Raw genomic sequence first — 21655 nt, 5'->3', positions numbered from 1 at the left:
GAGACACGACCCCGAAAGAGGGATTGACGCACAGTGCTCGACGTCAACTTCTTCGACGAGCTGCGGATCGGCCTTGCCACCGCGGACGACATCCGAACCTGGTCGCACGGCGAGGTCAAGAAGCCGGAGACCATCAACTACCGCACCCTGAAGCCCGAGAAGGACGGACTCTTCTGCGAGAAGATCTTCGGTCCGACCCGGGACTGGGAGTGCTACTGCGGCAAGTACAAGCGTGTCCGCTTCAAGGGCATCATCTGTGAGCGCTGTGGCGTCGAGGTCACCCGCGCCAAGGTGCGCCGCGAGCGGATGGGCCACATCGAGCTGGCCGCTCCCGTCACCCACATCTGGTACTTCAAGGGCGTCCCGTCGCGCCTGGGCTACCTGCTGGACCTGGCGCCGAAGGACCTCGAGAAGGTCATCTACTTCGCCGCCTACATGATCACTTTCGTGGACGAGGAGCGTCGTACCCGCGACCTGCCGTCCCTGGAGGCCCACGTCTCCGTCGAGCGCCAGCAGATCGAGAACCGCCGTGACGCGGACCTCGAGGGCCGCGCCAAGAAGCTGGAGTCGGACCTCGCCGAGCTCGAGGCCGAGGGTGCCAAGGCCGACGTGCGCCGCAAGGTGCGCGAGGGTGCCGAGCGCGAGATGAAGCAGCTGCGCGACCGTGCGCAGCGCGAGATCGACCGTCTGGACGAGGTCTGGTCGCGCTTCAAGAACCTCAAGGTCCAGGACCTGGAGGGCGACGAGCTCCTCTACCGCGAGCTGCGTGACCGCTTCGGCACGTACTTCGACGGCTCGATGGGTGCCGCGGCGCTGCAGAAGCGCCTGGAGTCCTTCGACCTGGAGGAGGAGGCCGAGCGCCTCCGCGAGATCATCCGTACCGGCAAGGGCCAGAAGAAGACCCGTGCGCTCAAGCGCCTCAAGGTCGTCTCCGCGTTCCTGCAGACCAGCAACAGCCCCAAGGGCATGGTCCTGGACTGCGTCCCGGTCATCCCGCCGGACCTGCGTCCGATGGTGCAGCTGGACGGTGGCCGCTTCGCGACCTCCGACCTGAACGACCTGTACCGCCGTGTCATCAACCGCAACAACCGCCTGAAGCGCCTTCTCGACCTCGGTGCCCCCGAGATCATCGTGAACAACGAGAAGCGCATGCTCCAGGAGGCGGTCGACGCCCTCTTCGACAACGGCCGCCGCGGCCGCCCGGTCACGGGCCCCGGCAACCGTCCGCTGAAGTCCCTCAGCGACATGCTGAAGGGCAAGCAGGGTCGATTCCGTCAGAACCTGCTCGGCAAGCGAGTCGACTACTCGGCGCGTTCCGTCATCGTCGTCGGCCCGCAGCTCAAGCTGCACCAGTGCGGTCTGCCCAAGGCCATGGCGCTGGAGCTCTTCAAGCCGTTCGTGATGAAGCGCCTGGTCGACCTGAACCACGCGCAGAACATCAAGTCGGCCAAGCGCATGGTCGAGCGCGGCCGCACCGTCGTGTACGACGTCCTCGAAGAGGTCATCGCCGAGCACCCGGTGCTGCTGAACCGTGCGCCCACGCTGCACCGCCTCGGCATCCAGGCCTTCGAGCCGCAGCTGGTCGAGGGCAAGGCCATCCAGATCCACCCGCTCGTCTGCACCGCGTTCAACGCGGACTTCGACGGTGACCAGATGGCCGTCCACCTGCCGCTCTCCGCGGAGGCGCAGGCCGAGGCCCGCATCCTGATGCTGTCCTCGAACAACATCCTCAAGCCCGCCGACGGCCGTCCGGTGACGATGCCGACCCAGGACATGGTCCTCGGTCTGTTCTTCCTCACCACCGACGGTGACCTCCGTGACGTCAAGGGCGAGGGGCGCGCGTTCGGCTCCACCGCCGAGGCGATCATGGCGTTCGACGCCGGCGAGCTCGCGCTGCAGTCGTCCGTCGACATCCGCTTCCCGGTGGGGACCATCCCGCCGCGCGGCTGGGTGCCGCCGGTCGCCGAAGAGGGCGAGCAGGAGTTCCAGCCGGGCGACAGCTTCCGTCTGAAGACGACCCTGGGCCGTGCGCTCTTCAACGAGCTGCTGCCCGAGGACTACCCGTTCGTCGACTACTCGGTGGGCAAGAAGCAGCTCTCCGAGATCGTCAACGACCTGGCGGAGCGCTACCCCAAGGTCATCGTGGCGGCGACGCTCGACAACCTGAAGGCGGCCGGCTTCCACTGGGCGACCCGTTCCGGTGTCACCGTGGCCATCTCCGACGTCGTCGTGCCCGAGGCCAAGAAGGCCATCGTCGCGGGCTACGAGGCGCAGGACGAGAAGGTCCAGAAGCAGTACGAGCGCGGTCTGATCACCAAGGACGAGCGCACGCAGGAGCTCATCGCGATCTGGACCAAGGCGACCAACGAGGTTGCCGAGGCGATGAACGCGAACTTCCCCAAGACCAACCCCATCTTCATGATGGTTGACTCGGGTGCCCGAGGAAACATGATGCAGATGCGACAGATCGCCGGTATGCGTGGTCTGGTGTCGAACGCGAAGAACGAGACCATCCCGCGTCCGATCAAGGCGTCCTTCCGTGAGGGCCTCACCGTTCTGGAGTACTTCATCTCCACGCACGGTGCCCGTAAGGGTCTGGCGGACACCGCCCTGCGTACCGCCGACTCGGGTTACCTCACCCGTCGTCTGGTGGACGTCTCGCAGGACGTCATCATCCGCGAGGAGGACTGCGGCACCGAGCGCGGCCTCAAGCTCAAGATCGGTGTCAAGGACGAGGCGGGTGTCCTCCGCAAGGCGGGCGACGTCGAGACCTCCGTGTACGCCCGCATGCTGGCCGAGGACGTCGTCATCGACGGCAAGGTCATCGCGCCGGCCAACGTGGACCTCGGCGACGTGCTCATCGACGCCCTCATCGCGAACGGCGTCGAGGAGGTCAAGACCCGCTCGGTCCTGACCTGTGAGTCCGCGGTCGGCACCTGTGCCTTCTGCTACGGACGCTCGCTCGCCACCGGCAAGCTGGTCGACATCGGTGAGGCCGTCGGCATCATCGCCGCCCAGTCCATCGGTGAGCCCGGTACCCAGCTGACGATGCGTACCTTCCACACCGGTGGTGTGGCCGGTGACGACATCACCCAGGGTCTGCCGCGTGTCGTCGAGCTCTTCGAGGCCCGTACCCCGAAGGGTGTCGCCCCGATCTCCGAGGCCGCCGGCCGCGTGCGGATCGAGGAGACCGAGAAGACCAAGAAGATCGTCATCACGCCGGACGACGGCTCGGACGAGACGGCCTTCCCGATCTCGAAGCGCGCCAAGGTCCTCGTGCACGAGGGCGACCACGTCGAGGTGGGCCAGAAGCTCACCGCGGGTGCCACCAACCCGCACGACGTGCTGCGCATCCTCGGCCAGCGTGCCGTCCAGGTCCACCTGGTCGGCGAGGTCCAGAAGGTCTACAACTCGCAGGGCGTGTCGATCCACGACAAGCACATCGAGATCATCATCCGGCAGATGCTCCGCCGCGTGACGATCATCGAGTCCGGCGACGCCGAGCTGCTCCCGGGCGAGCTCGTCGAGCGCTCGCGCTTCGAGACCGAGAACCGTCGTGTGGTCACCGAGGGCGGTCACCCCGCCTCCGGCCGTCCGCAGCTGATGGGTATCACCAAGGCCTCGCTGGCGACGGAGTCCTGGCTGTCGGCCGCCTCCTTCCAGGAGACGACCCGAGTGCTGACGGACGCGGCGATCAACGCCAAGTCCGACAGCCTCATCGGCCTCAAGGAGAACGTCATCATCGGTAAGCTCATCCCGGCCGGTACGGGTCTGTCCCGCTACCGCAACATCCGGGTGGAGCCCACCGAGGAGGCCAAGGCCGCGATGTACTCGGCCGTCGGCTACGACGACATCGACTACTCGCCCTTCGGCACCGGCTCCGGCCAGGCCGTTCCGCTGGAGGACTACGACTACGGCCCGTACAACGGCTGACGGTCGCGCGAGTCAGGCTCGTGACGAAGCCCCCCACCGCTCTTCGGAGCGGTGGGGGGCTTCGCCCTTTCCGGGGCGCGGGCGATTCCGGTGCGTGTCCGGCCTCAGACCCGGCGGCGCAGCCCGTGCAGGGTGCCGGCGGCCAGCAGCAGCAGGGCGGCGCCGCCGGCCGCGAGGCCCGCCGGCAGGCCGCGCGGGAGGAAGGTGCAGGAGACCTCCCGGGTGCCCGGGGGCAGGTCCACGGCGAGCAGGCCGTGGAAGGCGACGCGCGGGGCGGAGCACCGCCAGCCGGGTACGGCGGTGGTCGCGAACACCGCGGTGCCGGCGGCGCCCGCGGGCAGCTCGGCGGTCAGCGAGTGGCCGCCGGCCCGGACCGCGGTGGCGCCGTCCGCGGTGAGCCGGCGTACGGCCGCGGTCAGCGCGGCCCGGTCCAGGCAGCCCACGGCGTGGCCGGGTGCGGTGCCGCCCGTGGTCTCGGCGGCCACGTCGACCCGGCCGGAGGTGGGGACCGGGCCCAGCCGGACCACGCCGGTCCGCGGCCCGGCGAGCGCGACGGACCGGGACCCGTACCGGAGCCGGCCGGTGAGGGCGGGGGAGTACCAGTGGGCCTCGGTGCCCGGGGTGCAGCGGGCGGTGTAGCCGGTGCCCGGGGTGCGGACCGTGCGGGGGACCTCGTACACCGCACTGCTGAGCACCGCCTCCTGGCGGGCCCAGACGCTGCCGGCCGGGTGTGCGGGGGCGTGGCGGCGGCCGCGTACGGTCACCAGCGGGGGAGCGGGGAAGCGGTCGGCCCGCCAGGTGCCGCCGGGCCCGGGCCGGACCCGGGCGCCGACCCCGAAGACGGCGTCCAGCACCGGGTTGTCGGCGCCGAACAGGGTCCGGCCGTCGTTCTTCCAGCCGTATCCCAGGGGGGCCAGCGCCCGGAAGGCGGCGGCCGGCAGATGGCTGCTGTAGTACTGCGGGCCCTCGGCGCGCAGCGCCAGACCGTCGTTGTACGAGAGTTCCGGGCTCCCCGGGTCGGTCCGGTGGGCGGGCCAGCCGTCCGCACTGCGGACGGCGGCGAACCGGGCAGCGGCCTCTGGCCCGGCCGTGGTCCGCGGCGCGGCCCAGCTCTCGCGGGCCCGCCGGACGTCGGCGGTCAGCACCGAGCCCGCCGACTCGGCGCACACGGCGGCGGCCATCACGAGGACCCCGGCCGCGGCCAGTGCGCGCCGCCGGTGCGGTCCGCTGCCCCGCAGGTACAGGCAGAGGCCGGCGACCGAGAGCGCACCGCCGCCCAGGACCGCGGCCCAGGTCCACGGCGTGAAGTCGTCGGCGCGGTGCAGGGCGGCGGCCGCCGCGGCGAGGATGCCGAGGGCGGCGGCGATCCGGCCGGGCCGCGGCCGGGCGGCGAGCCCCAGCCAGGCCAGGACCACCAGCAGCGCGCTCAGCACGAACGCCTCCCGGTACGGGTTGCCGTTGGGCACCGCCAGGCCGTGCCAGGCGTACTGGGTGGGCGGGAACTGGAAGGAGGCGGCGGTCAGCACGGCCGCTCCGCCCCAGGCCAGCCGGGTCCGGCGGGCGACCGCCGGGTCGAGGAGGAAGGCGAGCGCGAGGACCAGGCCGAGGGAGGCCACGTACAGCCGGGGGTGCCCGCCCCAGTGGTACGACCCGGGCAGCAGCCCCATCAGGAAGTACGCCGTCCCGACCGGTTCGAAGGCGCCGGCCCGGGTCGGCTGGGAGGCGCCGGAGGCCAGCGCGGCCGGCAGCAGCAGCGGGAAGGTCAGCAGGACGCCGGTGCCGGCGGCGGCCGCGGCGCGCAGCAGGGCGTGGATCCACTGCCGGCGGCCGGCCCGGACCACGGTCAGGCGGACCACGAGCACGATGCCGGCGGCCGCCGTCGCCATCATCGCCGTGTAGAAGTTCCCCAGCCAGGCGAGCGCCACCAGCAGCGCGGCCGAGGGCAGCCGCCGCCCCTCCCGGCACCACTCGGCGGCGATGCCCAGCAGCGGCAGCGCCACCAGCCCCCACTGCCACATCGGGATGTACGAGGCGTCGCCGGCGGCCCAGCCGCACAGCCCGTAGCAGGTGCCGAGCAGGGCCCGGAGCCGGCCGGGGCCCGGGGCGAGCCGGCCCAGCCAGAGGGTCATCGCGGCGGCGGCCAGCCCGAGGGTGAGCGGGGTGAGGGCGAAGACGGCCAGGTCGACGCGGTCGCGGGGGACCAGGACGGCGAGCCAGGACAGGGGGTTGCCGAGGTAGGTGTGGTGGTCGGCGAGGAACTGCTGGCCGTAGCCGCTGCGCCAGCTGAAGAGCAGGTCGCCGGCGGCCTCGCCGTGCACCAGGTCCCACAGCCCCTGGTGGAACGGGACGTACTGGTTTGCCTGGTCGTTCAGGGCCCGCGGCAGCCCGCCGAACGGGCGGGACCCGCGCAGCATCCAGGCGAGCGTGAAGGAGCCGGCGGTCAGCAGGAAGGCGAGGGCGGGGCCCGGCAGGTCCCGGCGCGGGCGGCCGGGACCCGGGCGCCGGCCGGAGGACCGGCGCGGGGCCGGCAGGGCGATCGGCTCCGGTGCCACGGTCCCCAATGTGCTGCTCCCTGCGCCCGGCCGTGATGGAACGTTTTGGTGTATCTGCACCGGTTCGGGAGTCTAGGACGGGGATGGGCGAAGGGCCCGGAGGCCGCCCGGGGGGTCGCCGGGGCGTGGGCATTTGTTTTGACCGGAGTGGATGCGATAGGTACGCTCAGACCTTGTGCCTGGGGTGTGCCTGGGCTCCTGTGCGTGTCCATCCACCGCGCGGAGTCCGCATCGGCCACCGCGATCCGTACGCCTCCGCAGCTCGCGGAAGCTTGCCGGATCCGACACACCCGACCGCGTGGGTCGGTGAAGTTCCAGGTTAGTTTCACCAACGGCACACAGAAACCGGAGAAGTAGTGCCTACGATCCAGCAGCTGGTCCGAAAGGGCCGGCAGGACAAGGTCGAGAAGACGAAGACGCCCGCGCTTGAGGCCTCGCCCCAGCGCCGTGGCGTCTGCACGCGTGTGTTCACGACCACCCCGAAGAAGCCGAACTCGGCGCTCCGTAAGGTCGCGCGTGTGCGTCTGACCTCCGGCATCGAGGTCACCGCTTACATTCCGGGTGAGGGACACAACCTGCAGGAGCACTCGATCGTGCTCGTGCGTGGTGGCCGTGTGAAGGACCTGCCGGGTGTTCGTTACAAGATCATCCGCGGTGCGCTTGACACCCAGGCTGTCAAGAACCGCAAGCAGGCCCGCAGCCGCTACGGCGCCAAGAAGGAGAAGTAAGAATGCCTCGTAAGGGCCCCGCCCCGAAGCGCCCGGTCATCATCGACCCGGTCTACAGCTCTCCTCTGGTCACCTCGCTGATCAACAAGATCCTGCTGGACGGCAAGCGCTCCACCGCCGAGCGCATCGTCTACGGCGCCATGGAAGGCCTCCGCGAGAAGACGGGCAACGACCCGGTCATCACGCTGAAGCGCGCGCTGGAGAACGTGAAGCCGTCCCTGGAGGTCAAGTCCCGCCGTGTCGGTGGCGCGACCTACCAGGTCCCCGTCGAGGTCAAGCCGGGTCGCCAGTCGACCCTGGCCCTCCGCTGGCTCGTGGGCTACTCCCGCGCCCGCCGCGAGAAGACCATGACCGAGCGCCTCATGAACGAGCTGCTCGACGCCTCCAACGGTCTTGGCGCTGCCGTCAAGAAGCGCGAGGACACGCACAAGATGGCCGAGTCCAACAAGGCCTTCGCGCACTACCGCTGGTAGTCGCAACCCACATCGAGACCGAGAGAAGACTGAAGCCTTATGGCTACCACTTCGCTTGACCTGGCCAAGGTGCGCAACATCGGCATCATGGCTCACATCGACGCGGGCAAGACGACCACCACCGAGCGCATCCTGTTCTACACCGGTGTGTCTTACAAGATCGGTGAAGTCCACGACGGCGCTGCCACGATGGACTGGATGGAGCAGGAGCAGGAGCGCGGCATCACGATCACGTCGGCCGCGACGACCTGCCACTGGCCGCTCGAGGATGTCGATCACACGATCAACATCATCGACACCCCGGGTCACGTCGACTTCACCGTCGAGGTGGAGCGTTCGCTCCGCGTCCTCGACGGTGCCGTCACCGTGTTCGACGGTGTTGCCGGTGTCGAGCCGCAGTCCGAGACGGTGTGGCGTCAGGCCGACCGTTACGGCGTCCCGCGCATCTGCTTCGTCAACAAGCTGGACCGCACCGGCGCCGAGTTCATGCGCTGCGTCGACATGATCAAGGACCGCCTGGGCGCGGTTCCGATCGTGATGCAGCTGCCGATCGGTGCCGAGGCCGACTTCCAGGGCGTCGTCGACCTCGTGCGCATGAAGGCGCTCGTCTGGTCCGCCGAGGCGACCAAGGGCGAGATGTACGACGTCGTCGACATCCCGGCCTCGCACACCGAGCTCGCCGAGGAATGGCGCGGCAAGCTGGTCGAGACCGTTGCCGAGAACGACGAAGAGATGATGGAGCTCTTCCTCAACGGCGACGAGCCGTCCGAGGAGCAGCTGCACGCGGCCGTGCGCCGCATCATCCTCGGTTCCGGCAAGGGCAAGGGCGAGCCCACGATCACCGCGGTGTTCTGTGGTACGGCGTTCAAGAACAAGGGCGTCCAGCCCCTGCTCGACGCGGTCGTCCGCTACCTCCCGTCCCCCCTGGACATCGAGGCCATCGAGGGCCACGACGTCAAGGACGCCGAGGTTGCCGTGAAGCGCAAGCCGTCGGACGAGGAGCCCCTCGCCGCGCTCGCGTTCAAGATCATGAGCGACCCGCACCTCGGCAAGCTCACCTTCGTCCGGGTCTACTCGGGCCGCCTGGAGGCCGGCACCTCGGTGCTGAACTCCGTCAAGGGCAAGAAGGAGCGCATCGGCAAGATCTACCGCATGCACGCGAACAAGCGTGAGGAGATCGACGCGGTGGGCGCCGGCGACATCGTCGCCGTCATGGGCCTGAAGCAGACCACCACCGGTGAGACGCTGTGCGACGAGAAGCAGCCGGTCATCCTGGAGTCCATGGACTTCCCGGCCCCGGTCATCCAGGTCGCCATCGAGCCCAAGTCCAAGGGTGACCAGGAGAAGCTGGGTGTCGCCATCCAGCGTCTCGCGGAGGAGGACCCCTCCTTCCACGTTCACTCGGACGAGGAGACGGGCCAGACCATCCTCGGCGGTATGGGCGAGCTGCACCTCGAGGTGCTGGTCGACCGTATGAAGCGCGAGTTCAAGGTCGAGGCCAACGTCGGCAAGCCGCAGGTCGCGTACCGCGAGACGATCCGCAAGGCCGTCGAGCGCATCGACTTCACCCACAAGAAGCAGACCGGTGGTACCGGTCAGTTCGCCAAGGTGCAGATCGCGATCGAGCCGATCACCGACCCCGAGGGTCCGGCGTACGAGTTCGTGAACAAGGTCACCGGTGGCCGCATCCCGAAGGAGTACATCCCTTCGGTCGACGCGGGTGCGCAGGAGGCCATGCAGTTCGGCATCCTGGCGGGCTACGAGATGACCGGCGTCCGCGTCATCCTGCTCGACGGTGGCTACCACGAGGTCGACTCCTCCGAGCTCGCCTTCAAGATCGCCGGTTCGCAGGCGTTCAAGGAGGGTGCGCGCAAGGCGTCGCCCGTTCTGCTCGAGCCGATGATGGCCGTTGAGGTCACCACGCCCGAGGAGTCCATGGGCGATGTCATCGGTGACATCAACTCCCGCCGTGGCCAGATCCAGGCCATGGAGGACCGTCACGGAGCCAAGATCGTCAAGGGCCTCGTGCCGCTTTCGGAGATGTTCGGCTACGTCGGAGACCTCCGCAGCAAGACCTCGGGTCGCGCAAGCTACTCGATGCAGTTCGACTCCTACGCCGAGGTTCCCCGGAACGTCGCCGAGGAGATCATCGCGAAGGCCAAGGGCGAGTAACACACTCGTTTCACGCTTTAGGCTTGTCACCGGAATCCCTGGGGCAACAAGGGCAACAGCTTGAGTTGCCCCGGGGGAGCCGGCATTCCAGCAAAGATCACCTGGCGCCGTTGAGTAAGGCGTACAGAACCACTCCACAGGAGGACCCCAGTGGCGAAGGCGAAGTTCGAGCGGACTAAGCCGCACGTCAACATCGGCACCATCGGTCACATCGACCACGGTAAGACGACCCTCACGGCCGCCATTACCAAGGTGCTGCACGACGCGTACCCGGACCTGAACGAGGCCTCGGCCTTCGACCAGATCGACAAGGCTCCCGAGGAGCGCCAGCGCGGTATCACGATCTCCATCGCGCACGTCGAGTACCAGACCGAGGCGCGTCACTACGCCCACGTCGACTGCCCGGGTCACGCGGACTACATCAAGAACATGATCACCGGTGCCGCGCAGATGGACGGCGCCATCCTCGTGGTCGCCGCCACCGACGGCCCGATGCCGCAGACCAAGGAGCACGTGCTCCTGGCCCGCCAGGTCGGCGTTCCGTACATCGTCGTCGCCCTGAACAAGGCCGACATGGTGGACGACGAGGAGATCCTGGAGCTCGTCGAGCTCGAGGTCCGTGAGCTGCTCTCCGAGTACGACTTCCCGGGCGACGACCTGCCGGTCGTCCAGGTCTCCGCGCTCAAGGCCCTCGAGGGCGACAAGGAGTGGGGCGAGAAGCTCCTCGGCCTCATGAAGGCCGTGGACGAGGCCATCCCGACCCCGCCGCGTGAGACGGACAAGCCGTTCCTCATGCCCGTCGAGGACGTCTTCACCATCACCGGTCGCGGTACGGTCGTCACCGGCCGCATCGAGCGTGGTGTCCTGAAGGTCAACGAGACCGTTGACATCATCGGCATCAAGCAGGAGAAGACCACCACCACGGTCACCGGCATCGAGATGTTCCGCAAGCTGCTCGACGAGGGCCAGGCCGGTGAGAACGTCGGTCTGCTCCTCCGTGGCATCAAGCGCGAGGACGTCGAGCGCGGCCAGGTCATCATCAAGCCGGGTTCGGTCACGCCGCACACCGAGTTCGAGGCCGCTGCGTACATCCTGTCGAAGGACGAGGGTGGCCGTCACACCCCGTTCTTCAACAACTACCGCCCGCAGTTCTACTTCCGTACCACGGACGTGACCGGCGTCGTGACCCTCCCCGAGGGCACCGAGATGGTCATGCCGGGCGACAACACCGACATGAGCGTCCAGCTGATCCAGCCGGTCGCCATGGAGGAGGGCCTCAAGTTCGCCATCCGTGAGGGTGGCCGGACCGTCGGCGCCGGCCAGGTCACCAAGATCACGAAGTAATTCGTGTTCTGACCTGGTGGCTCTTCGGAGCAACCATGCATGAAGGAAGGGCCCCGTCCTGCCGCGCGAGCGGCGGGGCGGGGCCCTTCCGAATGTGAGATGGGGTACCCTCCCCGCTTGCGATTGGCGCGCCCTGCGTCATGTATGGCAAACTGTTCTAGTTGCTCGGTTGAGTACCGATGCTGCGCGCCTCCCGCCGGGAGGACCGGAAGCGAGTCCCACAGTACTCGTCGCCTTTATCTGCCCCTCGGGGCAGCAATGGGGCGGACGTACGGGAATCTTCCGGGAAGCTCAGCGGGGTGCTGGCCAGGCGCTCGGTGGGTGTTTCTCCCCCGATCCACGGTCTGGGACCGTGCCCCCTTGAAGAGGGAATTTCCGTATGGGAATTTTCAGAGAGGGAGCGCGACACGCCCGACCGCGGGGGTCGGAGAGAAGCGGCCGAACAGGCAGCCGATCGAGTGCCAGAGCGTTCCACAGAGACAAAGGACTACGAAGTAGCCATGGCGGGACAGAAGATCCGCATCCGGCTCAAGGCCTACGACCACGAGGTCATCGACTCCTCGGCGAAGAAGATCGTCGAGACGGTGACCCGCACTGGTGCGTCGGTCGCGGGCCCGGTGCCGCTGCCCACTGAGAAGAACGTGTACTGCGTCATCAAGTCGCCGCACAAGTACAAGGACTCGCGCGAGCACTTCGAGATGCGCACGCACAAGCGCCTGATCGACATCCTCGACCCGACGCCCAAGACCGTTGACTCGCTGATGCGCCTGGACCTTCCGGCCGGCGTTGACATCGAGATCAAGCTCTGAGAGGCGCGGAGAAGATGGCTAAGCAGATCAAGGGCGTCCTGGGCGAGAAGCTCGGCATGACCCAGGTCTGGGACGAGAACAACCGCATCGTCCCGGTGACCGTCGTCAAGGCCGGGCCCTGTGTTGTCACCCAGGTCCGCACCAACGACATCGACGGCTACGAGTCGGTCCAGATCGCCTTCGGCGAGATCGACCCGCGCAAGGTGAACAAGCCCCTCAAGGGCCACTTCGCTAAGGCCGACGTGACCCCGCGCCGCCACCTGGTGGAGCTCCGTACCTCCGACGCCAGCGAGTACACGCTCGGCCAGGAGGTCACTGCCGAGGTGTTCGAGTCCGGCGTCAAGGTTGACGTCACGGGCACGAGCAAGGGCAAGGGCTTCGCCGGTGCCATGAAGCGCCACAACTTCCGTGGTGGCAAGGCTTCGCACGGTGCCCACCGCGTGCACCGCAAGCCCGGTTCGATCGGTGGCTGCGCCACCCCGGGCCGTGTCTTCAAGGGCATGAAGATGGCCGGCCGCATGGGTAACGACCGGGTCACCACCCAGAACCTGACCGTTCACGCCGTTGACGCGGAGAAGGGCCTGCTGCTCATCAAGGGCGCGGTTCCTGGTCCGAACGGCGGCCTCGTCCTGGTCCGCACTGCGGCCAAGGGGGCCTGAGGACTATGAGCACCATTGACATTCTGTCGCCTGCCGGCGACAAGACCGGGACCGTCGAGCTCCCGGCCGAGATCTTCGACGCCAAGGTCAGCGTTCCGCTGATCCACCAGGTCGTCGTCGCGCAGCTGGCCGCCGCCCGTCAGGGTACGCACAAGGTCAAGACGCGTGGCGAGGTCCGTGGTGGCGGCAAGAAGCCGTACCGCCAGAAGGGCACCGGCCGCGCCCGTCAGGGTTCGACCCGTGCGCCGCAGTTCGCCGGCGGTGGCGTCGTGCACGGCCCCGTGCCGCGTGACTACTCGCAGCGGACCCCGAAGAAGATGAAGGCCGCCGCTCTGCGTGGCGCCCTCACCGACCGGGCCCGTCACTCCCGCATCCACGTCGTCTCCGGCGTGGTCGAGGGTGCCGCCTCCACCAAGGCCGCCAAGACGCTGTTCGGCAAGATCTCGGAGCGCAAGAACCTGCTCCTGGTCGTCGAGCGTGCCGACGAGGCCGCGTGGCTGTCCGCCCGCAACCTGCCCCAGGTGCACATCCTGGAGCCGGGCCAGCTGAACACGTACGACGTGCTCGTCTCCGACGACGTGGTCTTCACCCAGGCCGCTCTCGAGTCCTTCGTGTCTGGCCCCAAGGCCGCTGAGACCGAAGGGAACGAGGCCTGATGTCCGAGGCAACGACCACCAGCAAGACCTTCACGGACCCGCGCGACCTGCTGATCAAGCCGGTCGTCTCCGAGAAGAGCTACGCGCTGCTGGACGAGAACAAGTACACGTTCATCGTCGCGCCCGGCGCCAACAAGACCCAGATCAAGCAGGCCGTCGAGGCGGTCTTCTCGGTCAAGGTCACCGGGGTCAACACGATCAACCGTCAGGGTAAGCGCAAGCGCACCAAGAGCGGTTTCGGCAAGCGCGCCAACACGAAGCGCGCCATCGTGACCCTCGCTGAGGGCGACCGTATCGACATCTTCGGCCAGGCCTCCTAACGGAGCGCCCTGGTCCGAATATCGGACGAGGACTGAGAAATGGGTATCCGCAAGTACAAGCCGACGACTCCGGGCCGTCGTGGCTCCAGCGTCGCCGACTTTGTCGAGATCACGCGGTCCACGCCGGAGAAGTCGCTGGTTCGCCCGCTGCACAGCAAGGGCGGCCGTAACAACACCGGTCGGATCACCGTTCGCCACCAGGGTGGTGGACACAAGCGCGCCTACCGTGTGATCGACTTCCGTCGTCACGACAAGGACGGCGTGCCGGCCAAGGTCGCGCACATCGAGTACGACCCCAACCGCACCGCGCGCATCGCGCTCCTGCACTACGCGGACGGCGAGAAGCGCTACATCATCGCTCCCCGCGGTCTGAACCAGGGCGACCGGATTGAGAACGGCCCCACGGCCGACATCAAGCCCGGCAACAACCTGGCGCTCCGCAACATCCCGGTCGGTACCACGATCCACGCGATCGAGCTCCGTCCCGGTGGTGGCGCCAAGTTCGCCCGTTCCGCGGGTGCCTCCGTGCAGCTGCTGGCGAAGGAAGGTGCCATGGCGCACCTCCGTATGCCGTCGGGTGAAATCCGTCTGGTCGACGTGCGCTGCCGCGCCACCGTCGGCGAGGTCGGCAACGCCGAGCAGTCGAACATCAACTGGGGCAAGGCCGGCCGCATGCGCTGGAAGGGCGTCCGCCCGACCGTCCGCGGTGTCGCGATGAACCCGGTTGACCACCCGCACGGTGGTGGTGAGGGCAAGACCAGTGGTGGTCGCCACCCGGTCTCCCCGTGGGGTCAGAAGGAGGGTCGTACTCGCTCGCCGAAGAAGGCTTCGAGCAAGTACATCGTCCGCCGCCGCAAGACGAACAAGAAGCGCTAGGAGCGGGTTTAGATGCCGCGCAGTCTCAAGAAGGGGCCCTTCGTCGACGACCACCTCGTAAAGAAGGTGGACGCCCAGAACGAAGCCGGCACCAAGAACGTCATCAAGACCTGGTCCCGTCGCTCGATGATCATCCCCAGCATGCTGGGTCACACCATCGCGGTGCACAACGGCAAGACCCATGTCCCGGTGTTCGTCACCGAGTCCATGGTCGGCCACAAGCTCGGCGAGTTCTCGCCGACTCGCACCTTCCGCGGCCACGTCAAGGACGACCGGAAGTCGAAGCGCCGCTAATCGCGGGGTGGAACGACTAATGACTTACATCGAAGGGACAACCATGGAAGCCAGGGCCCAGGCGCGGTACATCCGCGTCACGCCCATGAAGGCCCGCCGTGTGGTGGACCTCATCCGTGGCATGGACGCCACGGAGGCCCAGGCGGTCCTGCGTTTCGCCCCGCAGGCCGCGTCTGTGCCGGTCGGCAAGGTGCTTGACAGCGCCATCGCCAACGCCGCGCACAACTACAACCACACGGACGCCTCCTCGCTGGTCATCAGCGAGGCGTTTGTTGACGAGGGCCCGACCCTGAAGCGGTTCCGTCCGCGTGCCCAGGGCCGTGCCTACCGGATCCGCAAGCGGACCTCCCACATCACCGTGGTCGTCAGCAGCAAGGAAGGAACCCGGTAATGGGCCAGAAGGTAAACCCGCACGGGTTCCGGCTCGGTATCACCACGGACTTCAAGTCCCGTTGGTACGCCGACAAGCTGTACAAGGACTACGTCAAGGAAGACGTCGCCATCCGTCGGATGATGACGTCCGGCATGGAGCGCGCCGGCATCTCGAAGGTTGAGATCGAGCGCACCCGTGACCGCGTGCGTGTGGACATCCACACCGCCCGTCCCGGCATCGTCATCGGCCGCCGTGGCGCCGAGGCCGACCGCATCCGCGGTGACCTCGAGAAGCTCACGGGCAAGCAGGTCCAGCTGAACATCCTCGAGGTCAAGAACCCCGAGATGGACGCCCAGCTGGTCGCCCAGGCCGTTGCCGAGCAGCTCTCCTCCCGCGTCTCCTTCCGTCGCGCCATGCGTAAGAGCATGCAGGGCACGATGAAGGCCGGCGCCAAGGGCATCAAGATCCAGTGTGGCGGTCGTCTCGGCGGCGCCGAGATGTCCCGGTCCGAGTTCTACCGCGAGGGTCGTGTGCCGCTGCACACGCTGCGCGCGAACGTGGACTACGGCTTCTTCGAGGCCAAGACCACCTTCGGCCGTATCGGCGTGAAGGTCTGGATCTACAAGGGCGACGTCAAGAACATCGCCGAGGTCCGTGCCGAGAACGCTGCGGCCCGTGCGGGTAACCGCCCGGCTCGCGGTGGCGCCGGCGCCGACCGCCCCGCGGGCCGTGGCGGCCGTGGTGGAGAGCGTGGCGGCCGTGGCGGCCGCAAGCCGCAGCAGGCTGCTGCCGTCGAGGCCCCCAAGGCCGAGGCCGCTGCCGCCGCTCCGGCTGAGAGCACCGGAACGGAGGCCTGACCGACATGCTGATCCCTCGTAGGGTCAAGCACCGCAAGCAGCACCACCCGAAGCGCCGCGGTATGGCCAAGGGCGGTACTGAGGTCTCGTTCGGCGAGTACGGCATCCAGGCGCTGACCCCGGCCTACGTGACGAACCGCCAGATCGAGGCGGCTCGTATCGCGATGACCCGTCACATCAAGCGTGGCGGCAAGGTCTGGATCAACATCTACCCGGACCGTCCCCTGACGAAGAAGCCGGCCGAGACCCGCATGGGTTCCGGTAAGGGTTCTCCCGAGTGGTGGATCGCGAACGTGCACCCGGGCCGGGTCATGTTCGAGCTGTCCTACCCGAACGAGAAGATTGCTCGTGAGGCGCTCACCCGCGCTGCTCACAAGCTTCCGATGAAGTGCCGGATTGTTCGGCGCGAGGCAGGTGAGTCGTGATGGCGACGGGAACCAAGGCGTCCGAGCTGCGTGAGCTCGGTAACGAGGAGCTCGTTGGCAAGCTGCGCGAGGCCAAGGAAGAGCTGTTCAAGCTGCGCTTCCAGGCGGCCACGGGCCAGCTGGAGAACAACGGCCGGCTCAAGTCCGTCCGTAAGGACATCGCTCGCATCTACACCCTGATGCACGAGCGTGAGCTCGGTATCGAGACGGTGGAGAACGCCTGATGAGCGAGAACAACGTGACTGAGACCAACGACCGCGGTTTCCGCAAGACCCGTGAGGGTCTGGTCGTCAGCGACAAGATGGACAAGACCGTCGTCGTCGCTGTCGAGGACCGCGTCAAGCACGCGCTGTACGGCAAGGTCATCCGCCGTACGAACAAGCTCAAGGCGCACGACGAGGCCAACGCCGCGGGCATCGGCGACCGCGTTCTCCTCATGGAGACGCGTCCGCTGTCCGCGACCAAGCGGTGGCGTGTCGTCGAGATCCTCGAGAAGGCCAAGTAATTAGTCCGGGGGGTTTCCCCCGGATTCGTTCCGCCAGGCTCGGCCGGGGCCCCACCTCGTAAGGGGTGGGCCCCGGCCGGGAACCGGCAGACAAACAGGAGATAGACGTGATCCAGCAGGAGTCGCGACTGCGTGTCGCCGACAACACTGGTGCCAAGGAGATCCTTTGCATCCGTGTTCTCGGTGGCTCGGGTCGCCGCTACGCGGGCATCGGTGACGTCATCGTCGCCACTGTCAAGGACGCGATCCCGGGCGGCAACGTGAAGAAGGGTGACGTCGTCAAGGCTGTCATCGTTCGCACCGTCAAGGAGCGTCGTCGTCAGGACGGCTCGTACATCCGCTTCGACGAGAACGCCGCTGTCATTCTCAAGAACGACGGCGACCCTCGTGGCACCCGTATCTTCGGCCCGGTGGGTCGTGAGCTGCGCGAGAAGAAGTTCATGAAGATCATCTCGCTCGCGCCGGAGGTGCTGTAAGCATGAAGATCAAGAAGGGCGACCTGGTCCAGGTCATCACCGGTAAGGACAAGGGCAAGCAGGGCAAGGTCATCCAGGCCATGCCCGCTGAGAACCGTGTCCTCGTCGAGGGTGTCAACCGGGTCAAGAAGCACACCAAGGCCGCGCAGAACCAGGCCGGTGGCATCGTGATCACCGAGGCCCCCATCCACGTCAGCAACGTTCAGCTGGTCGTGGAGAAGGACGGCAAGAAGGTCGTCACCCGCGTCGGTTACCGCTTCGACGACGAGGGCAACAAGATCCGCGTTGCCAAGCGCACGGGTGAGGACATCTGATGGCTACCACTCCGCGTCTGAAGACGAAGTACCGCGAGGAGATCGCGGGCAAGCTGCGTGAGGAGTTCTCCTACGAGAACGTCATGCAGATCCCCGGCCTCGTGAAGATCGTGGTCAACATGGGTGTGGGCGACGCCGCCCGCGACTCCAAGCTGATCGAGGGCGCCATCAAGGACCTCACCACGATCACCGGTCAGAAGCCGGCCGTCACCAAGGCCCGCAAGTCCATCGCGCAGTTCAAGCTGCGTGAGGGTCAGCCGATCGGTTGCCACGTCACCCTCCGTGGTGACCGCATGTGGGAGTTCCTGGACCGTACGCTGTCGCTCGCGCTGCCGCGTATCCGTGACTTCCGCGGCCTGTCGCCGAAGCAGTTCGACGGCCGTGGCAACTACACCTTCGGTCTCACGGAGCAGGTCATGTTCCACGAGATCGACCAGGACAAGATCGACCGTACCCGGGGTATGGACATCACCGTGGTCACCACGGCGACCAACGACGACGAGGGCCGTGCCCTCCTTCGTCACCTCGGCTTCCCCTTCAAGGAGGCGTAAGCGAGATGGCGAAGAAGGCTCTCATCGCGAAGGCTGCCCGCAAGCCCAAGTTCGGTGTGCGTGCGTACACCCGCTGCCAGCGCTGCGGTCGTCCCCACTCCGTGTACCGCAAGTTCGGCCTGTGCCGCGTGTGCCTTCGTGAGATGGCTCACCGTGGCGAGCTGCCGGGCGTGACCAAGAGCTCCTGGTAAAACCCCTTCACCCTCGGGTGATGAGGTTTTCCAGACGCTCTCGGTAAGCATCAGGTCGGCGGACCGCTCATCCCGCATGCCGTAGGCTTGTGGGGTTGGGCGCCCGCCGCCCTATCGACTTACTACGCCGTAGGTCCCCGCACCGCACCCGTCCCGCCTCTGAGTGGGGAGAGGGATGGCGCATACAGGAAACCCCGGCGAGAGAGGCCGAAGGCCAATTCATGACCATGACTGACCCGATCGCAGACATGCTGACTCGTCTGCGCAACGCTAACTCGGCGTACCACGACCAGGTCGTGATGCCGCACAGCAAGATCAAGTCGCACATCGCGGAGATCCTCAAGCAGGAGGGTTTCATCACCGGCTGGAAGGTCGAGGACGCCGAGGTTGGCAAGAACCTCGTCCTCGAGCTGAAGTTCGGTCCGAACCGCGAGCGCTCGATCGCCGGCATCAAGCGCATCTCGAAGCCGGGCCTGCGCGTGTACGCGAAGTCCACCAACCTGCCGAAGGTCCTCGGCGGCCTGGGCGTGGCGATCATCTCCACGTCCCACGGTCTCCTGACCGGCCAGCAGGCGCAGAAGAAGGGCGTGGGTGGGGAAGTCCTCGCCTACGTCTGGTAGTCGGGAACGGAGGAATAGCTATGTCTCGTATCGGCAAGCTCCCCATCCCGGTTCCCGCCGGCGTGGACGTCACCATCGATGGCCGCACGGTCACCGTCAAGGGCTCGAAGGGCTCGCTGACGCACACCGTTGCCGCCCCCATCGAGATCGTTAAGGGCGAGGACGGCGTTCTGAACGTCACCCGTCCGAACGACGAGCGTCAGAACAAGGCCCTCCACGGCCTGTCCCGCACGCTGGTGGCCAACATGATCACCGGTGTGACCACGGGATACGTGAAGGCTCTCGAGATCAGCGGTGTCGGTTACCGTGTCGCCGCGAAGGGCTCCGACCTGGAGTTCCAGCTCGGCTACAGCCACCCGATCCTGGTGGAGGCGCCCGAGGGCATCTCCTTCAAGGTCGAGTCGCCGACCAAGTTCTCGGTCGAGGGCATCGACAAGCAGAAGGTCGGCGAGGTTGCGGCGAACATCCGCAAGCTGCGCAAGCCCGACCCGTACAAGGCCAAGGGCGTCAAGTACGCCGGCGAGGTCATCCGCCGCAAGGTCGGAAAGGCTGGTAAGTAAGCCATGGCATACGGTGTGAAGATCGCCAAGGGTGACGCTTACAAGCGCGCTGCGAAGGCGCGCCGCCACATCCGCATCCGCAAGAACATGTCGGGTACGGCGGAGCGTCCGCGCCTCGTCGTGACGCGTTCGAACCGCGGCATCACCGCGCAGGTCATCGACGACCTCAAGGGCCACACCCTGGCGTCGGCGTCCCACCTGGACGCTTCGATCCGCGGTGGCGAGGGCTCGAAGTCCTCGCAGGCCCAGCAGGTCGGCGCCCTGGTCGCCGAGCGCGCCAAGGCCGCCGGTGTCGAGGCCGTCGTGTTCGACCGTGGTGGCAACAGGTACGCCGGGCGCATTGCCGCTCTGGCTGACGCCGCCCGCGAAGCCGGGCTGAAGTTCTAAGCCCCGGTTCCGGGACTAACGGACGTAACAGAGAGAGGTAATCCAATGGCTGGACCCCAGCGCCGCGGAAGCGGTGCCGGTGGCGGCGAGCGGCGGGACCGGAAGGGTCGCGACGGTGGCGCTGCCGCCGAGAAGACCGCCTACGTTGAGCGCGTTGTCGCGATCAACCGCGTTGCCAAGGTTGTCAAGGGTGGTCGCCGCTTCAGCTTCACCGCGCTGGTCGTGGTGGGCGACGGTGACGGCACCGTAGGTGTCGGTTACGGCAAGGCCAAGGAAGTTCCCGCGGCCATCGCCAAGGGTGTTGAAGAGGCCAAGAAGAACTTCTTCAAGGTCCCGCGCATCCAGGGCACCATCCCCCACCCGATCCAGGGTGAGAAGGCTGCGGGCGTCGTCCTGCTGAAGCCTGCTTCCCCCGGTACCGGTGTTATCGCCGGTGGCCCGGTGCGCGCCGTCCTGGAGTGCGCCGGCGTTCACGACATCCTGTCGAAGTCGCTCGGCTCCGACAACGCGATCAACATCGTGCACGCGACCGTGGAGGCCCTGAAGGGCCTGCAGCGTCCCGAGGAGATCGCGGCTCGCCGTGGTCTGCCCCTCGAGGACGTCGCCCCCGCGGCTCTGCTTCGTGCGCGTGCGGGAGCGGGTGCGTAATGGCTCGCCTCAAGATCACGCAGACGAAGTCGTACATCGGCAGCAAGCAGAACCACCGCGACACCCTTCGTTCGCTCGGGCTCAAGCGCCTGAACGACGTGGTCGTCAAGGAGGACCGCCCCGAGTTCCGCGGAATGGTGCACACCGTCCGCCACCTCGTGACGGTTGAGGAGGTCGACTGATCATGGCGGAGAACAACCCGCTCAAGATCCACAACCTCCGTCCCGCCCCGGGCGCCAAGACCGCCAAGACCCGTGTGGGTCGTGGTGAGGCGTCCAAGGGTAAGACGGCCGGTCGTGGTACCAAGGGCACCAAGGCTCGTTACCAGGTTCCGGAGCGCTTCGAGGGTGGGCAGATGCCCCTCCACATGCGTCTCCCGAAGCTGAAGGGCTTCAAGAACCCGTTCCGTACGGAGTACCAGGTCGTGAACCTGGCCAAGCTGGCCGAGCTCTACCCCGAGGGTGGAGAGGTCACCGTGGCCGGTCTCGTCGAGCGCGGTGCCGTGCGCAAGAACAGCCTCGTCAAGGTCCTGGGCCAGGGCGAGATCTCCGTGGCGCTGCAGGTTTCGGTTGACGCCGTCTCCGGCTCCGCCAAGGAGAAGATTGCCGCCGCCGGCGGCACCGTCACCGAGCTCGTCTGATTCCGGACGCCTCGGCTGGCAAGCCAGTGTGAAGCCCGCCCGGTCCCCCTTTCGAGGGGAACCGGGCGGGCTTCCGCCTTTTCCGCACGCTGCCTTCCCAGAGCGGGACCGCTGCCGGCCGCCGTTGCCCGGCGGTCGCGGACGTCGCCGTTCCGGGCTGTGATTCCCGTCGGTCGTATCCGCCGAAAGCCACCCGGTCCGGGGCAAGCTCCCCCTTGGCGCAGACTGGATGTTTCACGGTTTGGTGGCTGCCGGGTAAGGTGGCGTTGCTAATCTCCGGGCAGCCTGCACC

Annotated in this window: 27 protein-coding genes; 26 read left to right on the top strand and 1 reads right to left on the bottom strand. The window is 67.3% G+C overall.

Annotated features, from left to right (window positions below; all coding sequences use genetic code 11):
• Positions 1-33 precede the first annotated feature (33 nt).
• Complete coding sequence (locus LG634_RS14115; protein ID WP_226734116.1) at positions 34-3933, top strand: DNA-directed RNA polymerase subunit beta'; 3900 nt, start codon at positions 34-36, stop codon at positions 3931-3933.
• A 104-nt stretch (positions 3934-4037) separates the two neighbouring features.
• Here the strand turns inward: LG634_RS14115 and LG634_RS14110 are convergent, their stop codons facing one another.
• Positions 4038-6485: a YfhO family protein gene (locus LG634_RS14110; protein ID WP_226734115.1), complete on the bottom strand. Its 2448-nt coding sequence runs from the start codon at positions 6483-6485 to the stop codon at positions 4038-4040.
• Between the two features lie 356 nt (positions 6486-6841).
• On the opposite strand from LG634_RS14110, the gene rpsL reads away from it, so the two are divergent.
• The 25 genes from rpsL to rplO all read left to right on the top strand — a co-directional run bounded on the left by rpsL (position 6842) and on the right by rplO (position 21363).
• Entirely contained in the window at positions 6842-7213 is a 372-nt protein-coding gene (gene rpsL, locus LG634_RS14105) for a 30S ribosomal protein S12 (RefSeq protein ID WP_007265893.1), read from the top strand.
• A gap of 2 nt (positions 7214-7215) precedes the next feature.
• Positions 7216-7686, top strand: a complete 471-nt coding sequence (gene rpsG / locus LG634_RS14100) for a 30S ribosomal protein S7 (RefSeq protein ID WP_053731192.1) — start codon at positions 7216-7218, stop codon at positions 7684-7686.
• A 39-nt stretch (positions 7687-7725) separates the two neighbouring features.
• Positions 7726-9858, top strand: a complete 2133-nt coding sequence (fusA, locus tag LG634_RS14095; RefSeq protein ID WP_226734114.1) for an elongation factor G — start codon at positions 7726-7728, stop codon at positions 9856-9858.
• Between the two features lie 150 nt (positions 9859-10008).
• Positions 10009-11202 (top strand): elongation factor Tu, encoded by a 1194-nt coding sequence (tuf, locus tag LG634_RS14090; protein ID WP_226734113.1) that lies wholly within the window; start codon positions 10009-10011, stop codon positions 11200-11202.
• Between the two features lie 500 nt (positions 11203-11702).
• A complete protein-coding gene (gene rpsJ / locus LG634_RS14085; protein WP_003948644.1) occupies positions 11703-12011 on the top strand; it encodes a 30S ribosomal protein S10 in 309 nt (102 codons plus the stop codon).
• Positions 12012-12025: 14 nt separating this feature from the next.
• Positions 12026-12670 carry a 50S ribosomal protein L3 gene (gene rplC / locus LG634_RS14080; protein ID WP_226734112.1) on the top strand — a complete coding sequence of 215 codons (645 nt, stop codon included), beginning with the start codon at positions 12026-12028 and terminating at the stop codon, positions 12668-12670.
• A gap of 5 nt (positions 12671-12675) precedes the next feature.
• A complete protein-coding gene (gene rplD, locus LG634_RS14075; protein ID WP_226734111.1) occupies positions 12676-13326 on the top strand; it encodes a 50S ribosomal protein L4 in 651 nt (216 codons plus the stop codon).
• Positions 13326-13646 carry a 50S ribosomal protein L23 gene (rplW, locus tag LG634_RS14070; protein ID WP_226734110.1) on the top strand — a complete coding sequence of 107 codons (321 nt, stop codon included), beginning with the start codon at positions 13326-13328 and terminating at the stop codon, positions 13644-13646. The genes rplD and rplW overlap by 1 nt, the downstream gene beginning before the upstream one ends.
• A 39-nt stretch (positions 13647-13685) precedes the next feature.
• Positions 13686-14522 carry a 50S ribosomal protein L2 gene (rplB, locus tag LG634_RS14065; RefSeq protein ID WP_226734109.1) on the top strand — a complete coding sequence of 279 codons (837 nt, stop codon included), beginning with the start codon at positions 13686-13688 and terminating at the stop codon, positions 14520-14522.
• Positions 14523-14534: 12 nt separating this feature from the next.
• Positions 14535-14816, top strand: a complete 282-nt coding sequence (gene rpsS, locus LG634_RS14060) for a 30S ribosomal protein S19 (RefSeq protein ID WP_007265903.1) — start codon at positions 14535-14537, stop codon at positions 14814-14816.
• A 43-nt stretch (positions 14817-14859) separates the two neighbouring features.
• On the top strand, positions 14860-15207 hold the full coding sequence (gene rplV / locus LG634_RS14055) for a 50S ribosomal protein L22 (RefSeq protein ID WP_226734108.1): 348 nt from the start codon (positions 14860-14862) through the stop codon (positions 15205-15207).
• Complete coding sequence (gene rpsC / locus LG634_RS14050) at positions 15207-16046, top strand: 30S ribosomal protein S3 (protein ID WP_226734107.1); 840 nt, start codon at positions 15207-15209, stop codon at positions 16044-16046. Before rplV ends, rpsC begins: the two co-directional genes overlap by 1 nt.
• A 5-nt stretch (positions 16047-16051) precedes the next feature.
• On the top strand, positions 16052-16471 hold the full coding sequence (gene rplP / locus LG634_RS14045) for a 50S ribosomal protein L16 (RefSeq protein ID WP_030026326.1): 420 nt from the start codon (positions 16052-16054) through the stop codon (positions 16469-16471).
• The gene (rpmC, locus tag LG634_RS14040; protein WP_054222532.1) at positions 16471-16695 is read left to right on the top strand and encodes a 50S ribosomal protein L29; all 225 of its coding nucleotides are present in this window, start codon (positions 16471-16473) and stop codon (positions 16693-16695) included. The genes rplP and rpmC overlap by 1 nt, the downstream gene beginning before the upstream one ends.
• Positions 16695-16976, top strand: a complete 282-nt coding sequence (gene rpsQ, locus LG634_RS14035) for a 30S ribosomal protein S17 (protein WP_226734106.1) — start codon at positions 16695-16697, stop codon at positions 16974-16976. Before rpmC ends, rpsQ begins: the two co-directional genes overlap by 1 nt.
• A 107-nt stretch (positions 16977-17083) precedes the next feature.
• On the top strand, positions 17084-17452 hold the full coding sequence (gene rplN, locus LG634_RS14030; protein WP_003956455.1) for a 50S ribosomal protein L14: 369 nt from the start codon (positions 17084-17086) through the stop codon (positions 17450-17452).
• Positions 17453-17454: 2 nt separating this feature from the next.
• Entirely contained in the window at positions 17455-17766 is a 312-nt protein-coding gene (rplX, locus tag LG634_RS14025) for a 50S ribosomal protein L24 (protein WP_226734105.1), read from the top strand.
• Entirely contained in the window at positions 17766-18317 is a 552-nt protein-coding gene (rplE, locus tag LG634_RS14020) for a 50S ribosomal protein L5 (RefSeq protein WP_226734104.1), read from the top strand. The genes rplX and rplE overlap by 1 nt, the downstream gene beginning before the upstream one ends.
• 5 nt (positions 18318-18322) lie before the next feature.
• Positions 18323-18508: a type Z 30S ribosomal protein S14 gene (locus LG634_RS14015; RefSeq protein WP_003956452.1), complete on the top strand. Its 186-nt coding sequence runs from the start codon at positions 18323-18325 to the stop codon at positions 18506-18508.
• 221 nt (positions 18509-18729) lie between these two features.
• Complete coding sequence (rpsH, locus tag LG634_RS14010; RefSeq protein WP_079429302.1) at positions 18730-19128, top strand: 30S ribosomal protein S8; 399 nt, start codon at positions 18730-18732, stop codon at positions 19126-19128.
• A 20-nt stretch (positions 19129-19148) separates the two neighbouring features.
• Positions 19149-19688: a 50S ribosomal protein L6 gene (rplF, locus tag LG634_RS14005; RefSeq protein WP_226734103.1), complete on the top strand. Its 540-nt coding sequence runs from the start codon at positions 19149-19151 to the stop codon at positions 19686-19688.
• Between the two features lie 3 nt (positions 19689-19691).
• A complete protein-coding gene (gene rplR, locus LG634_RS14000; protein ID WP_226734102.1) occupies positions 19692-20075 on the top strand; it encodes a 50S ribosomal protein L18 in 384 nt (127 codons plus the stop codon).
• A 45-nt stretch (positions 20076-20120) separates the two neighbouring features.
• The gene (gene rpsE, locus LG634_RS13995) at positions 20121-20723 is read left to right on the top strand and encodes a 30S ribosomal protein S5 (protein WP_015035588.1); all 603 of its coding nucleotides are present in this window, start codon (positions 20121-20123) and stop codon (positions 20721-20723) included.
• Complete coding sequence (rpmD, locus tag LG634_RS13990) at positions 20723-20905, top strand: 50S ribosomal protein L30 (RefSeq protein ID WP_005313525.1); 183 nt, start codon at positions 20723-20725, stop codon at positions 20903-20905. Before rpsE ends, rpmD begins: the two co-directional genes overlap by 1 nt.
• A 2-nt stretch (positions 20906-20907) precedes the next feature.
• Positions 20908-21363 carry a 50S ribosomal protein L15 gene (rplO, locus tag LG634_RS13985; protein WP_226734101.1) on the top strand — a complete coding sequence of 152 codons (456 nt, stop codon included), beginning with the start codon at positions 20908-20910 and terminating at the stop codon, positions 21361-21363.
• The last annotated feature ends 292 nt before the right edge of the window (positions 21364-21655 follow it).

Source organism: Streptomyces bambusae (assembly GCF_020532645.1).
Lineage (GTDB): Bacteria > Actinomycetota > Actinomycetes > Streptomycetales > Streptomycetaceae > Streptomyces > Streptomyces bambusae.
This window is presented reverse-complemented; position numbering and strand designations above follow the sequence as displayed.

Excerpts from the sequence above, each read along its gene's own strand:
- rpsG (WP_053731192.1), top strand. The coding sequence starts at position 7,216 with ATGCCTCGTAAGGGCCCCGCCCCGAAGCGCCCGGTCATCATCGACCCG.
- fusA (WP_226734114.1), top strand. The coding sequence starts at position 7,726 with ATGGCTACCACTTCGCTTGACCTGGCCAAGGTGCGCAACATCGGCATC.
- rpsJ (WP_003948644.1), top strand. The coding sequence starts at position 11,703 with ATGGCGGGACAGAAGATCCGCATCCGGCTCAAGGCCTACGACCACGAG.
- rplC (WP_226734112.1), top strand. The coding sequence starts at position 12,026 with ATGGCTAAGCAGATCAAGGGCGTCCTGGGCGAGAAGCTCGGCATGACC.
- rplD (WP_226734111.1), top strand. The coding sequence starts at position 12,676 with ATGAGCACCATTGACATTCTGTCGCCTGCCGGCGACAAGACCGGGACC.
- rplW (WP_226734110.1), top strand. The coding sequence starts at position 13,326 with ATGTCCGAGGCAACGACCACCAGCAAGACCTTCACGGACCCGCGCGAC.
- rplB (WP_226734109.1), top strand. The coding sequence starts at position 13,686 with ATGGGTATCCGCAAGTACAAGCCGACGACTCCGGGCCGTCGTGGCTCC.
- rpsS (WP_007265903.1), top strand. The coding sequence starts at position 14,535 with ATGCCGCGCAGTCTCAAGAAGGGGCCCTTCGTCGACGACCACCTCGTA.
- rplV (WP_226734108.1), top strand. The coding sequence starts at position 14,860 with ATGGAAGCCAGGGCCCAGGCGCGGTACATCCGCGTCACGCCCATGAAG.
- rpsC (WP_226734107.1), top strand. The coding sequence starts at position 15,207 with ATGGGCCAGAAGGTAAACCCGCACGGGTTCCGGCTCGGTATCACCACG.
- rplP (WP_030026326.1), top strand. The coding sequence starts at position 16,052 with ATGCTGATCCCTCGTAGGGTCAAGCACCGCAAGCAGCACCACCCGAAG.
- rpmC (WP_054222532.1), top strand. The coding sequence starts at position 16,471 with ATGGCGACGGGAACCAAGGCGTCCGAGCTGCGTGAGCTCGGTAACGAG.
- rpsQ (WP_226734106.1), top strand. The coding sequence starts at position 16,695 with ATGAGCGAGAACAACGTGACTGAGACCAACGACCGCGGTTTCCGCAAG.
- rplX (WP_226734105.1), top strand. The coding sequence starts at position 17,455 with ATGAAGATCAAGAAGGGCGACCTGGTCCAGGTCATCACCGGTAAGGAC.
- rplE (WP_226734104.1), top strand. The coding sequence starts at position 17,766 with ATGGCTACCACTCCGCGTCTGAAGACGAAGTACCGCGAGGAGATCGCG.
- LG634_RS14015 (WP_003956452.1), top strand. The coding sequence starts at position 18,323 with ATGGCGAAGAAGGCTCTCATCGCGAAGGCTGCCCGCAAGCCCAAGTTC.
- rpsH (WP_079429302.1), top strand. The coding sequence starts at position 18,730 with ATGACCATGACTGACCCGATCGCAGACATGCTGACTCGTCTGCGCAAC.
- rplF (WP_226734103.1), top strand. The coding sequence starts at position 19,149 with ATGTCTCGTATCGGCAAGCTCCCCATCCCGGTTCCCGCCGGCGTGGAC.
- rplR (WP_226734102.1), top strand. The coding sequence starts at position 19,692 with ATGGCATACGGTGTGAAGATCGCCAAGGGTGACGCTTACAAGCGCGCT.
- rpsE (WP_015035588.1), top strand. The coding sequence starts at position 20,121 with ATGGCTGGACCCCAGCGCCGCGGAAGCGGTGCCGGTGGCGGCGAGCGG.
- rpmD (WP_005313525.1), top strand. The coding sequence starts at position 20,723 with ATGGCTCGCCTCAAGATCACGCAGACGAAGTCGTACATCGGCAGCAAG.
- rplO (WP_226734101.1), top strand. The coding sequence starts at position 20,908 with ATGGCGGAGAACAACCCGCTCAAGATCCACAACCTCCGTCCCGCCCCG.